The sequence below is a fragment of the Xylanibacter rarus genome (genome assembly GCF_001275135.1).
In the GTDB taxonomy this organism is placed as follows: Bacteria; Bacteroidota; Bacteroidia; order Bacteroidales; family Bacteroidaceae; genus Prevotella; species Prevotella rara.
On record NZ_LFQU01000015.1, the window covers coordinates 39530 to 53973 of the forward strand.

The following is a 14444-nucleotide window of genomic DNA, read 5'->3' on the forward strand; positions in this document are numbered from 1 at the left end:
GTCCTGACACAGCGGCATGCGGCCGGACGCCTTGCAGAACAAAAGATATAACTTAACCTTAATAACTGCTATGATGAAGACAATGTTAAAGAGAGTCTGGCAGGCCATACCGAGCGGAATAGTCTGTCTGTGCGTAATTTTTGCGCTTTTCGGTTACATCGGTTCAATCATGGGCGTGCCCAATATGCTTAACACCATAATGAAGACCGCCCACGACCTTCTGCTCAACACCGTGTTTTATCTCATGGGCATCTGCGTCATCACGGGCGCCATAGGCCGCCTGTTTGTAGAGTTCGGCGTGGTGAGCCTGCTCGAGAAGCTGCTCCGCCCGCTCATGCGTCCGCTTTTCAATCTGCCCGGAGTGGCATCGCTCGGAGCCGTAATGACCTTCCTGTCGGACAATCCGGCCATCATCTCGCTGTCGCAGGACAAGCGCTTCAGCAGTTATTTCAAGAAATATCAGTTTATCTCGCTCACCAACTTCGGAACGGCCTTCGGTATGGGTCTGCTCGTCATGGTGTTCATGGTGGGGCAGGGCTTCTACATCGAGCCTCTGATAGGCCTCTTCGGAGCCTTTGTCGGCTGCATCGTGTCCACTCGCCTCATGCAGCGCAAGATTCTGAAGGCATATCCGCAGTATGCCGAAGAGCAGGTGTGCGACCCGCATGAGGTGGAGGAAGAGGAGCAGAAGGAAGAGCAGAAGAGCCTGTTCCTGCGCACGCTCAACTCGCTTCTCGACGGCGGACGCACTGGTGTAGACATCGGCATAGCCATCATTCCCGGTGTGCTCATTATATCTACGCTCGTCATGATGCTAACGTTCGGCGCCGGAGCCAACGGCTACGACGGCTCGCCGTATCAGGGCGTAGAGCTTCTGCCGTGGCTCGCCAACAAGATCGACTTCCTGTTTGCGTGGCTTTTCGGCTTCAACGACCCGCATCAGGTGGCATTCCCCATAACAGCTCTCGGCGCAGTTGGCGCGTCGCTCGGTCTTATACCCGGCTTTATGAGCGCCGGATGGGTAGACGGCAACGCCATAGCCGTGTTCACAGCCATCGGAATGTGCTGGAGCGGATACCTCAGCACACATACAGCCATGCTCGATTCTCTCGGCTATCGCGAGCTGACGTCCAAGGCCATTGTTTCGCATACCATCGGCGGCATTGCAGCCGGCATGGTGGCGCATTGGACTTATGTGCTGGTGATGCTGATATAAAAAAGTTTTGATAAAAACTCGTCACTCGTCACATCTCCATGTATCATTCTGATTATCAGCAGTATAAGGTGTGACGAGTTGAAAGTCCCACTCATCACGCGTGACGAGTGGGATTTTTAACTCGTCACGCTCTATGGCGTTGACATACAGACGGTTATGTCTGTTTGTGACGAGTGATGAGTTTTTAAGAAAAATATTTGTGCGCGTTTAATAGTCTGTCCTTTCCTGAGTTTGGTTGATTTCAGGCGGTCTTTTTCCTTATAAAAGTTGACTCCGGTTATACTTTATAACTGTTATTGGTTGACGCTACTTATTATAAACCACAAGCCTTTGTTTATACTTTCAGCCTGAAGACACGCCTTTCGCATTATAAAATGCCGTCTTTTACATCATAAAAGGCCACCTTTTGCATTGCGAAAGGTCACATATTGCAGCCTTATTTGCCGTCTTTTACCTGTCGTTATAGTTTATCCTCAATAGCTTTCGTCAGGCATGTTATTTTAGTTGCCGCAATTATGTTGCCCCCGTCCATGCGTTTTCTGCCGTTGCCTGTTTGATGACGAGCGGCAATCCGGCCGGGCCAAAATGCTCTTGGCTTAAACCATGTCATGCCATTTTGTGCCTTATGCCCCATATTCCTAGTTCGGTGTCTTAAAATCCCAGTTCATCGTTTATTTGTTTTATTTATGCTTGTGTATGGCTAACTTTGTGAAAAAAAGCAATGAGAAGAATATTAACCTACACAATCACGCTTATGATGCTGTGCATCACGGCAGGTAAGCTCTCGGCGGCTCCGCGCGAGCTGCGCATCACTGACGGCAGCAACAGTATAACATTGGCTTTCGACAGCGAGCCCACGGTTACGTTCTCAGAGACGGCACTTGTGGTTACGGCAGGCGAAAGCACGCTGGAATATCCGCTGACATCTACAGTGACCTTCGATTTTGTCGATGCCTCAGGCGTCAAGTCAGTAACCGCACCCGACGTGCGCTTCTCGTTCAGCTCTTCGGCAATAAGCGTCGAAGGACTTGCAACCGGCGAGGCCGTGGCCGTCTACACCTATGGCGGACAGATGGTTGCCCGTGCCGTTGCCGACAACGGCGGCAGCTGCACCATCGATGCCGGCACGCTGCCCAGACAGCCCCTTATAGTAAAGACAAGTAAAACCGCATATAAAATAATATTAAGATGAACACCATGAACAGAATAATGTCAGCATTCCTGTTGACGGCGGCTGTATGCATGCCTGCCATGTCACAGACAGTTACGGTATTCCAGAAGAACGGCGAAACCGTGAAATATAAAGTGAGCGATGTAGAGAAGATTGTCTTCGAGGGAGAGAAGCCCGATGACGAGACCAACCTTCTGAGCGAGAAGTATGTTCCGTGTGAGGCCTTCCGCAACTGGATAGACCAGAACCTGGGCGACGGCAGCGGATATTATTCGCTCGACCAGGCTGCCGCTTACGACGGCACGATAGACATAACGGGCAAGACCGACATAACCGACATAACGGGCATTGAACACTTCACGTCGCTTACGCGCCTTGTCAGCGAGAACGTAACCTTCCCCGACTTTGACGTTGCGGCGCTTAAGAACCTTACATATCTTAAGATTGTGAACAACTCAAAATGCACCACGCTCGACCTTTCGCAGCTTGTCAAGCTTGAGACAGTCAGTCTGTCGCACGACGCCCTGACAACTCTCAAACTGGGCAACAACAGCGTGCTGAAGACTCTTATCTGCGACACCAACATGCTTCAGGATATAGACCTCACGGGATGCACCTCGCTCGAGTCGTTCGTGGCTTCGTGCAACAACCTCTCAAACCTCGTGCTGCCCGACTCACCGCTTAAGACGCTCGCTATACACACCAACAGCAACATAAGGTCGATAGACGTAACCAAGGTGAAGCCTACGCTCGAGCTGCTTAACGTCAATGCCTGCGGACTGACAGAGTTCGACCCGACAAACTGTCCTAAGCTCGACTGGCTTGAGTGCGGACAGAACAATCTGAAGACTCTCGACCTTTCAGGCTGTCCGCTGCTTACAAGCGTGCGCTTCGACAACACTTCCATAACCGAGGTAAATCTCTCTGAGTGTGTCAAGCTGCAGGGCGTATATTGCGAGTATGCCAAGCTGAGCAGGCTCGACCTTTCGAACAATCCCGACGTTAACGAGGTCAACGCCATGGGCAACGGCCTGACAGAGATAAATGTGAAGGGCTGCACCAACATGGGCTACATGAACCTGAGCGAGAATAAATTTAAGCAGGTGGACATAAGCGACTGCAAGAACATCTGGCTGTTCTATTGCAACCGCTGCACGACGAGTCCTGAAATCAAGGTGTGGAAGGAGTTCGACATTGCGAATGCCGCAACCAACGGATTCTACTGCGACAACGGCAAGTTTGTCTATGAGTTCAGCTCAGAGCAATAGGCCGACGGCACAGGCGGCCATCAGATACGGCAATCGTGATTAAGTGACAGATATAACAGCACTTTAGAAATGTTTGGATTTTGATTAGTAAAGACGAATCATGGGCTTCGTGTCAGAAAGGTCCCGGGCGGCAACACTGTCCGGGGCTTTTGGCGTTATCGGCCCAGCCACGCCAGAAAGTCGGCGCGGCGGGCGGCACTTACGCACACCTCGCGCTCGTTGCCAATACATTCAATCTTCACCTTCAGCTTGCCCTTGAACCATCTCGACACCTTCGTCACAGCCTCTATCGAGGTTATCACGTCTCTCGACACGCGGAAGAAGCGCTGCGGGTCGAGCTGGTCGTCAATCTCGTTGAGGCTTCTGAACGATGTTATGTGCTCCTTGCCGTTGGTGCATACGGCATATACATACTTGTCTTCGCTCAGGAAGAAGGCCACGGTGCCGATGTCTACCGACTCAAAGCGGTCGTTGATGGATATGAGCAGGCGGCTTATGTAGTTCTTGCGCTGAAGCGAGGCTTCGAGCCTTGTGAGGGTTTCGGCGGCTAGCCGCTGCACGCGGCGCTCTATCTTCTCAAACTTTATGAAGGCCCTCTCGAGCGCGCCCGCCTCAAGCGGCTTCAGCAGATAGTCGATGCTGTTGAGCTTGAAGGCGTCGAGCGTATATTCGTCGAAAGCCGTGATGAATATTACGGGAAACTCCGCCGGTATCTTTCTGAATATGCTCAGCGACAGGCCGTCGTCGAGCTCTATGTCGCACAGGGCAAGTCCGATGTCTGGATTAAGCTCAAACAGCCTGCACGCCTCTTCCACGGTTGATGCCGTGAACGCCAGGTGCCATTCGGGCCGCAGCCTCTCGCACATGGTCTTTATGCGCCGCAGGCTCAGAGAGTCGTTTTCTATTATAACATAATTCATCAGCGTCTGTGTTTTAATTATATTCTTTAATGGGCTACAGTGCCGGTATCGTTACCGAGAACATGTTGCCGCATCTGCTTACGTCTGTCTTCTTGCCGCTGGCGGCATACATGCTGCTCAGATATTTCAGTCCCATCCCCGTGCTTCTGCCTGTTTCGGTGCTTTTGGGGTGGCAGGGGTTGCTCACGGTTATGGCATCCTCCTTGATGCTTATAGTTATTGTCATAGGCATCGTGGCCGATATCACGTTGTGCTTCAGCACGTTTTCTATGAGCAGCTGTATCGAGAACGGCACTATCATCATGTCGGTGTCTCTGTCGCCCGTAACCTTTACTTCGAGGTTGTCGCCATAGTGTTGCGACACAATCTTAAGATAGCAGAACACCGTTTCAAGCTCGTCTTTCACCGTTACCTTCATCACGTTCTTGCGGCGGAGCATGCCGCGGTAGTAGGCCGTGAGGTTCTCTATGAACTCGAGCGACTGCTTCTTCTCGTCGACTTCTATCATAGAGCAGAGCATGTCGAGCGAGTTGAACAGAAAGTGAGGATTGACATACGACTGCAGCAGCTGCAGCTTGTGGGCGGCATTCTCCTTCAGCAGCAGGCTCTCGCGTATCAGCGCACGCTGCCTCTGCAGGCTCACAGCCCAGAACTCTATGCCCATCCATATCATTATTCCGTTGAACACCGTGCCGCCCCAGTTGATTTCAAGTCCGGTGGTGAGCAGGAACAGTATGTTTACGATGATCACAATGCATGAGGCCATCAGCAGGTCGAGCGTTATCTTCTTCCACAGAACAGCAATGTTGCGCGTAAGCCATACCGACCACAGGGCGGCTATGGCTATTATCAGGAACGGAACAAAGTTGAACGGCAGCGAATATATGAACGAACCCCAGTCGCCGTTGAATGTCGGCGAGCCGAAGCGCATCCAGCAGTATGTGGCCTGAAAGAAAACCGAATAGAAGAATATTATCAGTATCAGGCCCAGGGCGTTATAAATCAGTCTTTTATGCTTTTTGCCCATAGTTATTGCAAAGTTAATTATTTTCTTCGATTTCATTGGTGTAAACGTTAAATTTATTTTAACTAAAAACGGTCATTAGTATTGTTTTTCGTTGCTGTCATGCAGGCGCTTATGCTTTATGCACCAGACATGACAAAAGGCTCTGCAATGCTTGTTGCAGAGCCTTCGCCGTGTGCAAGGTCAGCCTGCGGTTGTCCTTGCGCATAGGGTGTCAGCGTATCATCAGTTTCTTTCCGTTGCAGATATATACGCCCTTAGGCAGGCGGGCTATGTCTGCAGGCGTGGCGTTGCTAATTATCAGGGTGCCGCTTATTGTGTAGACATTGCCGCTGATTTCGTCCGTTGTCGTAACCTTGTCAACAGATGTTGTGCCTGCGGTGAATATTCCCACTTCGTCGCCCTCTTCAAGTCCGGTCAGACTGAAGTAGTTGGAGTATTCCACCGTGCGCGGCCGTCCGTTTACGGTTACGCCCTCAATGCTGCAGTCGTCGTTTACGGCCATTATTGCCATCGACGGCTCGTCGGCCGGAACGGTGACAGTGTTGGCTCCTGCTTCAAGCTCCAGCACGTCATAATAGCTTTCGCTCACGCGGTAGACGATTACGTTGTCAGGGTTGTCGATGTTTACGTTTACTGTTATTTCGGGCTTTCTGACGGCCTGTTCCACTATTATTTTTGTGTCGTGTTTCACCACGAAGCTGTAGCCAGGGCCGAACCACGCTGGGGTCTTGCCGTCTATCGTAACTGTTAGTGGCGTGCCGCTTTGTTCGTCCTCCCAGCATGCCGGATTGTAATATAGGCTTACGTTGTCGCCGCAGCGTACGGTCAGTTCGTTGCTGAAGTCGCCTGCCGACTGGCCGTTCACCTGTATGTCGGTGAAGAAGCGCCCTATGTCTTCAGCTTGTTCAAAGGTCAGCGTGCAGTCCTTTTCGGGAAACTCTGCTATTATCACAATCTTGCTTCCGTCCTTGGGCATGACGCTGTAGCCGTAGTTATATGTCTGCTCAACGCCGTCGAGCGTAACGCTGTAAAGGTCTTGTCCGTAGTTCACCGATCCTATTATGAGCGGCAGCTCGCTCTGCGGCATGCTCATCTCATTGACTCCTTCGCTGAGGCTGATGTTCTTGTAGTTGCAGTCGAGCACGCTTACCTCCGAAGGCTTGTCCACCTCGATGGTGAATGCCACTTCGCCTTCTTTTTCAGATGTGATGGTCAGGGTCTCTTCCGTCTTCTCGTCGGTTAGTAGTATGGTGGCAGTGTTAGAGCTGATGGCAATGCTCTCTCCGGCAGAGTTCACCACCGACTTTAGCGTGCAGCCTTTTGCCGCACTGATTTCGATGTTTGTCCACGGGCTGACTTCAAGTTCGTTGTCGCCCTCTTTCAGTCCTTCAAGCGGTTCGCCGAAGATGGCAACGCTGACACGTTCGGGGTTGTCAACGTTCAGCGTCAGTTTTATTTTACCCTCGTCCTGGCCGTATGCTGTTATGCCTGCAATAAAAGTGACGAGCAATAGTAGGAGTTTTTTCATAATACTAATATTTTGATGATTACGTTACGAAGTTACATAATATAATATGCTGCGGCAATGGATTTGCGGCAAACTGGGCAAAGCGTTTACCGAACTGGTATTTCCTTGGATTAAAGTTGGTATTCTAATTGGGAGTGATAGTATTATGATGCAGATGTTTTTTATTATGCGGCCATAAGTTTTCGTGCATTTTTATCTAAATCCGTTTAAATCTTGTCATTTTGACGTTTATTTGTTATATTTGCTGTCAAATTAATCGTCAGACTTAGATTAGCTGACCATAAAACCTTTGCCTATGAAAAAGATAATGCTATTTTTGCTTTCGCTTATGTGTCTGGGCGGATGTGCCGACGAGCCGGTTACTGTTGACAACACCACCGTTAGACAGCTCGACCTCAAGCGGTTTATGGGCCGCTGGTATGAGATAGCGCGCTACGACCATAAGTTTGAGCGCGGAATGACAAACGTGACGGCTACATACACCCTGCTCGACAACGGCAGGATAGAGGTGGTGAACGAAGGCCTGAAGGACGGAAAGCGCAAGACGGCCAACGGCAAGGGCAAGCTGCCTGATGCGTCTGAGCCGGGCAAGCTGAAGGTGGCTTTCTTTCTGTGGTTCTATGCCGACTATTACGTGCTCGACATTGCGCCCGACTACAGTTATGCGCTCGTGGGCAGCAGTTCAGACAAATATCTCTGGATAATGAGCCGCACAAAGGCCCTGCCGCAGTCGGTGCTGACCGGTCTTCTCGACAACTTGCGTCGTCGCGGCTACGACACCACTAAGCTTATCTGGGTAAGACAGTGAGCATGGGCTTAATCATAATCACCGCTTTTTGAGCTATAAGCCGTCAGAAGCAAAAGAAGAAATATTTTGGATAACGCCGCAGCAAGATAAAAATCCGTTTTGTAGTTTTGTCCATTGAGGCTTTTGGGCGTGTCCTGCTGTTTCTTCTTTTGCTTTCTTTTTGTTTATTTTAGTTGCCTTTCCGTGGCTATTAGTTCCTTTAGTATTTCCTTTTAGGCATGGTTGCACATAATATGCCGTGCTTGAATGAAAGCAATCAAATTAGTCAAATATTTGACTATCTCGATAAAAAGATGTACTTTTGCAGCCGAAAAGAAAAAGAAGAATTTTATGGAGGATAACAACGGACATTTTTCATCGCGCGACTGCATCATCCAACTTATAAGTACGCGTATGGCATCACGTCAGGCCATGCAGCGCCTTTTGCGTGATTCGGGCGCAGGCATCACTTTCGAGATGCTTCAGATAATGAGCTGTCTGTGGACAGAACAGGGCATATCGCAGCAGACGCTGGCGGTGAGGACGTCGAAGGATAAGGCCTGTCTTACTAATCTTATGCTGAATCTTGAGAAGAAAGGCTATGTCTGCAGGCGTGAAGACCCTAAGGACAAGCGCAACAAGCTGGTTTATCTTACTGATGAGGGCGAGGCCTTCAGACGGTGGATATCTCCCAAGCTGTCGGCATATTATACGCGGCTTGACGAGATACTGGGCAAAGATGTTATCAAGCAGACGGAGAAACTATTAAAAGACCTGCAGCATGCAATCGAGACATATTAGAACTTTTATCGTTGCGCTCCTGACATCGTCGGCGGCACTGCCGGCATGTGCGCAGACAGCGTGCGACACGTTGTATCTCAGTGTTGAGGAGCTTTTGTCAAAAGTGTCGCGCAGTCATCTTCAGGTGGCTGCCGACCGCCTGAAGGAGCAGATGGCTGCCGAGCGCGCCAAGACGGCACGCATGTCGAGGCTGCCTTCGGTCAGCGTGGGGCTGCGTGCCGGATATTTGGGCCAGCCGATAGTGTGGGAGAACGGACTGAGCCACGCCACCAGGCCCGACTCGCCCGACTGGCAGCAGAACTATACGGTAGACGTAAGTCAGCCAGTATATCAGGGCGGCAGGATAAAATACTCCATACGCAAGGCCGACCTTGAGCAGGAACTTGCGCGGCTGCAGACTGCTGCCGACGAGGGCGACATAAGGCTTGCCATGCTCAGCCGCTACCTTGAACTCTTCAGCATGTATAAGCAGCACATGGTGCTTGACAGAAAGATTGCTGAGTCGGAGCGTAGGCTGAAGGACATACGCCGCCTGAAGGCCGAGGGCGTAATAACCAACAACGACGTGCTGCGCAGCGAACTGCAGCTCACCGACGACCGGCTGGCACTGCAGGAGACAGACAACGACATACGCATAGCCTCGCAGCAGATAGACATCCTTCTCGGGCTCGACGAGCGCCTGCTGCTCATGCCCGACACGGCTTTGCTGGCAGACGAGCGTCATGTGGACAGCTATGAATACTATGTTGAGCGCGCATCGCTTGCCGACCCTTCGGTGCTTGCGCTGCACAAACAGACCGAGATAGCCGAAAACAACGTGTGCATAAAGCAGTCGGCATTGCGCCCCTCTGTATCTCTCACGGCGTCTAACACGCTGGCGCGTCCCGTTTCGCGCACTATGGCCGACATGTATAACAACGCATGGAACGTGGGCGTGTCGGTGTCTTATCCGCTGTCGGCACTCTATACCGACCGCCATCAGCTGCGCGAGGCACGGCAGAACGTTCAGCTCATGCATAACGCCGAGGAGCAGAAACAGCAGCAGATACGCATGGCCGTGCAGTCGGCCCTGCTGCGCCACCGTGAGGCCATCAGCCGTGTAGAGGCCCTGAAGCTTTCGGTGAGGCAGGCATCAGAGAACTACCGCATAATGTATAACAGGTATATGAACCAGCTTGCAATACTGACAGACCTGCTCGACGCCGACAACCTAAGGCTTAACGCCGAGCTGCAGCTTACCACGGCACGCACGCAGGTGGCATACACCTACTATGAACTGCAGCGCGCTGTCGGCGAACTGTAGTAAGGACAACATTTTATTAAAGTAACCTACATAAACGACATGTCTATAATCCATCTGAAATATAAGCGCCTGAAGCAACGGCGCCGCCGCAATATCATTCTTAACATAGTGTGTGTCATCATAGCCGGCTCTGGACTGGCCTGGACTGCAAACTATTTCTGGCGATACATCAGCTACGAAATAACCAACGACGCGTTTGTTGACCAGTATATAGCCCCGATAAACGTCCGTGTGGGCGGATATATCCAGGAAGTGCGCTTCCGCGAGCATCAGTTTGTGCATCAGGGCGACACCCTTGTTGTGCTCGACAACCGCGAATATCTGATAAAGCAGAAGGAGGCACAGGCCGCCCTGCTCAACGCCCGCGGTTCGCGCGGGGTGCTGGCTTCGGGCATACAGACGTCGCACACGCGCATAGCTGAGCAGGATGCCAACCTTGCCGAGGCAAAGGCAAAGCTGTGGCAGGCGCAGCAGGACTATAAGCGATACGAGCGCCTGCTGCATGAAGAGTCGGTGCCCGAGCAGCAGTTTGAGCAGGCAAAGGCCAACTATGAGGCTGCCAAGGCACGCTATGACGCTCTGCTGCGGCAGAAGGAGGCTGCCAGTTCGCAGTATGACGAGACAAGCAAGAAGCAGGTGGGCGTTGAGGCTGGCATACTCAGTGCTGAGGCGGCTCTCGACATGGCCAACCTCAACCTGTCGTACACCGTGGTAACGGCGCCATACAGCGGCTACATGGGCCGCCGCACGCTCGAGCCGGGCCAGTATGTCAGCGCCGGACAGACGCTCTCGTACATCGTCAGGCAGTCGGGCAAGTGGATAACGGCCAACTATCGTGAGACTCAGATAGCCAACATCTATATAGGCCAGCCTGTGCGCATAAAGGTCGACGGCGTGCCCGGCCGCGTGTTCCACGGCCATGTTACGGCCATATCAGAGGCCACGGGCTCTAAATATTCGCTTGTGCCTACCGACAATTCGGCAGGAAACTTCGTGAAGGTGCAGCAGCGCATACCCGTGCGCATCGACATCGACGACGCCGGCGAGGAGAGCATGAGGCTGCTGCGTGCAGGCATGATGGTTGAAACAGAAGCACTCAGACGCAAATGAAAACAGCCAAGGAGCTCGACATACCCGTCAGGTCGTGGGTGCCCGACCGTCTGGCCGTGGCAGCCGTGTTTATTATCATGCTGCCCATAGCCATGCTCAACGGCACCTATACCGGAAGCATGGTGGAGGTGTCTAATACGCTGGGCGTATACACCGAGGACATCACCATAGGCTATTATGCCGCGTCGGCCGGCATGGCTGTGGCCTATCCCATAGTGCCCAAGATTCTTAACGCGCTGCCGGCAAAGACGCTTCTGCTTGTCGACCTCGTGCTGCAGTTCTTCTTGAGCTGGTTTTGCGCCCGTCAGGTCAACATCGACCTCCTGATAACCGCAAGTTTCATCATCGGCTTCCTTAAGGGCTTTCTCATGCTGTGGATAATACGCCGCATAAAGTTCATATTCAGTCCGAAAGACGTGCGCAGCGAGTTCTATGCCTATTTCTATCCGCTCGTGTTCGGCGGCGGCCAGCTCTCGATGGTCATCACGGCCCTGCTGGCCTATCATTACGACTGGAAGTATATGTACTACTTCATGATGCTCCTTCTGGCCGTGGCCATATTGTCGGTCATCATGTTCTTCCGCATCGACCGTCAGGCACGCCCCATACCCTGGAAAGAGCTTCATCCGCGCGAGATGCTCATAATATCCACCGGCCTGCTCATGCTCATCTATGTGATAACCTACGGCAAGACGCTCGACTGGATGGCCTCTCCGCGCATACGCATCTACATCGTCATAGCCCCTCTGCTCGTGGCACTGTTCCTTTGGGAGCAGTTTCATTCGCCCCGTCCGTTCGTAAGCCTTAAGCCCCTGTTCCAGTGGAAAGCCATTCTCGGATATTTCTATATGATGCTCGTGATGTTCTTCAGCACGTCCACGAGCCTGCTGACAAGTTATATGACCACAATATTGCATGTCGACAACACCCGCACCTACACCATATACATCTGGCTTCTGCCGGGCTATGTCCTCGGCGCGTTCATCTGTTTCTGGTGGTTCCGCTGGCAGCGGTGGCGTTTCCGTTTCTTCATTGCCGGCGGCATGTCGTGTTTTGCCCTTTTCTTCGGCATGCTCTATTTCGGCATATCGCCCGACAGCACCTACGAGATGCTCTATCTGCCGATGTTCCTGCGAGGCCTGGGCATGCTTGCGCTGATAATAGCCTTCGCGCTTTTTGCCGTAGAAGACCTTCAACCCAAGTATCTTCTATCCAACGCCTTCTTCCTCATAACGTTCCGCTCGGTGCTTACGCCGGTCATAGCCTCGGCATTCTACAGCAACACGCTCTATCGCCTGCAGCAGCGCTATATGGTTGAGCTGTCGGAGACCATGTCGGCAGCCGACCCTCTTGCCGCGTCGCGCTGGCAGTCGGCCTTCAGCAGTGCGCTGGCGCAGGGACACGGAGCCGACGAGGCGGTGCAGATGGCCACTAACACGCTCAACACCATTCTGCAGCAGCAGGGCACTCTGCTCGCGCTGAAGCATATCCTGGGTTGGCTCTTTGCCGTGACGCTGGCAATAGCCATAATATCACGCTTCATTCCGTTCCACAAGACCGTGCGCGTACCGGTGGTAAGGACAGGCGAGGATATGGTCTGACGCTGTGTATGTTATGCCAGTATAGTCTGTCAAGTCCTCATGGCGATAGACATATTTGTAAATAAAAGTGAAAAATTCCGGACGTTTGACGCTCTCAGAATGGCGGTGCCCGTCGCAGATGCGTGGTTTAGCGTGAAAATGGCCGAAAATCGTGCTTTTTGATAAGTTGTTGATTATTAGTGATTTATGCTGTTTGTGAAGTGAAACAACAACAGTTAAAAAATATTACCGGGCCACTTTTGCATCAAAAGTGGCCCGTTTACGATATCATACTTATGCTTTTGCAGCCTGAAAGTGCAGCTTTTGGATATAAAAATCAGCCATTTCTGGGTTTTTTAATGCTTTAGATGTAAACGTATGTTAATTAACTTGCGCTGTTGATACGGCCAAATTAACATCTGTTATACATTATTTCCCTAGATTGAAAAAATATTTTGTCATGACTTTTTACTGCCGATTTTGTAAGTCATAAATTTCCATTTATGCAGTTAATCGTAGATTTCCATTCTCAGTGTAACACGGTATACAGCGTATTTCTGATACTCCGTCTGATTTACTCAATAATTCAATACCTATGTCAGCACATACTTTCAGGTCTAAACTATCATTGACAACCTTTTTAAGGTAAGATTACTAAAGTGTCTTAAACCTGTGGCTTCCAGTCGTTTACCAGATTAAATAGTTCTTCAACACTTTCTATGTTCATTTTCTTACGCAGTCTGTAGCGTGCTTTCTGAAGACTTTCGGTTGATATTCCTAAGGCTGTTGCCGTTTCTTTTACAGGTATCTTCATGCGCATAAACCCGAGAATAAGGATGTCGTTATGTGTAAGTTGCGGATATGTCTTTTTGATATATTCCACAAAGTCTGTATTTATAGTGGCTTCGAGCATGTCAAGGCGTGTCATGGCTGTCTGCCGTGCTGTGGCTTCACCGACAATCTGTGCCACGGTTTCAGCGTTCTTGTTTTTTGTCTTCTCCAGTTCATTTATGGTCTGGTTCATCTTCAGCGAAATCAGCTCGTTTTCCAGTTTCTTGTATTCCACTTCTGTTTCAAGCCGCTTGTGCTCTTCCTCTTCTGTCTTCAGCCGCATCTTATTTTGTCTGTACAGCAGCAATATTATTATGCATGCGGCTATGGCCGTTAAGGCGAGTCCGCTGAACAGCAGTATTCTTATGATGTGCGTCTTTTCAGCTTCTCGTATTATCCTGTTATATTTATATTGTTCTTTTATAACGGCGATGCGCTGTGCAGTTTCTCCGTTTTTAATCACGCCCGCAAGGCTGTCGTATTTGTCTCGGTTGCGTATGTATTCTGTCAGATTTCCGTTGATGCTGTCAGAGCGCATAATTATTTTCAGGGCATTGGCTTCGTTTTCCATTTCGCCGTATCTCGACGAGTATTCCATGCTCATCTTTGCATATATCCGCGAACTGTCCGTCTGTCCCTCTTTTTCCAGCAGCATTGAGTGTACATAGTAGGTCTGAGACAGATATCTGTCGTCTTTCAGCGGATTGCTCTCGAGCCTTTTTATAGTTTCCCATGCTTTGGCGGTTTGTCCTGTTACATAGAACATTTCGGCCATGTTGGCCATGTCCATATACAGCCATGTCTTTTTGCCCGGAAAGTCTTTCTTGTCCAGCTCAAGGAGATTTTTCATGCACGTAAGAGCTGTTTTGTAATCGTTGTCGAGGGTAAAGGCATAATACGCC

General features: G+C 50.9%; 12 protein-coding genes. 8 read left to right on the plus strand and 4 right to left on the minus strand.

The genetic code is table 11. The features are described 5' to 3' along the window. Positions 1 to 73 precede the first annotated feature (73 nt). The 3 genes from ACU52_RS08650 to ACU52_RS08660 all read left to right on the plus strand — a co-directional run bounded on the left by ACU52_RS08650 (position 74) and on the right by ACU52_RS08660 (position 3655). Complete coding sequence (locus ACU52_RS08650; protein ID WP_193391580.1) at positions 74 to 1216, plus strand: CD0519/CD1768 family membrane protein; 1143 nt, start codon at positions 74 to 76, stop codon at positions 1214 to 1216. A gap of 721 nt (positions 1217 to 1937) precedes the next feature. Beyond that, positions 1938 to 2408 carry a hypothetical protein gene (locus ACU52_RS08655; RefSeq protein ID WP_147630820.1) on the plus strand — a complete coding sequence of 157 codons (471 nt, stop codon included), beginning with the start codon at positions 1938 to 1940 and terminating at the stop codon, positions 2406 to 2408. 5 nt (positions 2409 to 2413) lie between these two features. Next, a complete protein-coding gene (locus ACU52_RS08660) occupies positions 2414 to 3655 on the plus strand; it encodes a leucine-rich repeat domain-containing protein (protein WP_147630821.1) in 1242 nt (413 codons plus the stop codon). A gap of 155 nt (positions 3656 to 3810) precedes the next feature. Here ACU52_RS08660 and ACU52_RS08665 read toward each other — a convergent pair whose 3' ends face one another. The 3 genes from ACU52_RS08665 to ACU52_RS08675 all read right to left on the minus strand — a co-directional run bounded on the left by ACU52_RS08665 (position 3811) and on the right by ACU52_RS08675 (position 7130). Beyond that, positions 3811 to 4575 carry a LytR/AlgR family response regulator transcription factor gene (locus ACU52_RS08665; RefSeq protein ID WP_053398509.1) on the minus strand — a complete coding sequence of 255 codons (765 nt, stop codon included), beginning with the start codon at positions 4573 to 4575 and terminating at the stop codon, positions 3811 to 3813. 34 nt (positions 4576 to 4609) lie between these two features. After that, positions 4610 to 5638 (minus strand): sensor histidine kinase, encoded by a 1029-nt coding sequence (locus tag ACU52_RS08670; RefSeq protein ID WP_053398510.1) that lies wholly within the window; start codon positions 5636 to 5638, stop codon positions 4610 to 4612. Positions 5639 to 5813: 175 nt separating this feature from the next. Beyond that, positions 5814 to 7130 carry a hypothetical protein gene (locus ACU52_RS08675; protein ID WP_147630822.1) on the minus strand — a complete coding sequence of 439 codons (1317 nt, stop codon included), beginning with the start codon at positions 7128 to 7130 and terminating at the stop codon, positions 5814 to 5816. Positions 7131 to 7425: 295 nt separating this feature from the next. On the opposite strand from ACU52_RS08675, the gene ACU52_RS08680 reads away from it, so the two are divergent. The 5 genes from ACU52_RS08680 (at position 7426) to ACU52_RS08700 (ending at position 12732) form a co-directional block, all read left to right on the plus strand. Then, positions 7426 to 7938 carry a lipocalin family protein gene (locus tag ACU52_RS08680; RefSeq protein ID WP_053398512.1) on the plus strand — a complete coding sequence of 171 codons (513 nt, stop codon included), beginning with the start codon at positions 7426 to 7428 and terminating at the stop codon, positions 7936 to 7938. A 330-nt stretch (positions 7939 to 8268) separates the two neighbouring features. Next, positions 8269 to 8718: a MarR family winged helix-turn-helix transcriptional regulator gene (locus ACU52_RS08685; RefSeq protein WP_053398513.1), complete on the plus strand. Its 450-nt coding sequence runs from the start codon at positions 8269 to 8271 to the stop codon at positions 8716 to 8718. Beyond that, positions 8699 to 10021, plus strand: a complete 1323-nt coding sequence (locus ACU52_RS08690) for a TolC family protein (RefSeq protein WP_053398514.1) — start codon at positions 8699 to 8701, stop codon at positions 10019 to 10021. The genes ACU52_RS08685 and ACU52_RS08690 overlap by 20 nt, the downstream gene beginning before the upstream one ends. Before the next feature lie 39 nt (positions 10022 to 10060). Continuing rightward, entirely contained in the window at positions 10061 to 11131 is a 1071-nt protein-coding gene (locus ACU52_RS08695; protein ID WP_021855945.1) for an HlyD family secretion protein, read from the plus strand. Further along, entirely contained in the window at positions 11128 to 12732 is a 1605-nt protein-coding gene (locus ACU52_RS08700; RefSeq protein WP_053398515.1) for an MFS transporter, read from the plus strand. Before ACU52_RS08695 ends, ACU52_RS08700 begins: the two co-directional genes overlap by 4 nt. Before the next feature lie 643 nt (positions 12733 to 13375). Here the strand turns inward: ACU52_RS08700 and ACU52_RS08705 are convergent. Then, positions 13376 to 14392, minus strand: a complete 1017-nt coding sequence (locus ACU52_RS08705) for a helix-turn-helix transcriptional regulator (RefSeq protein WP_147630823.1) — start codon at positions 14390 to 14392, stop codon at positions 13376 to 13378. Between the last annotated feature and the right edge of the window lie 52 nt (positions 14393 to 14444).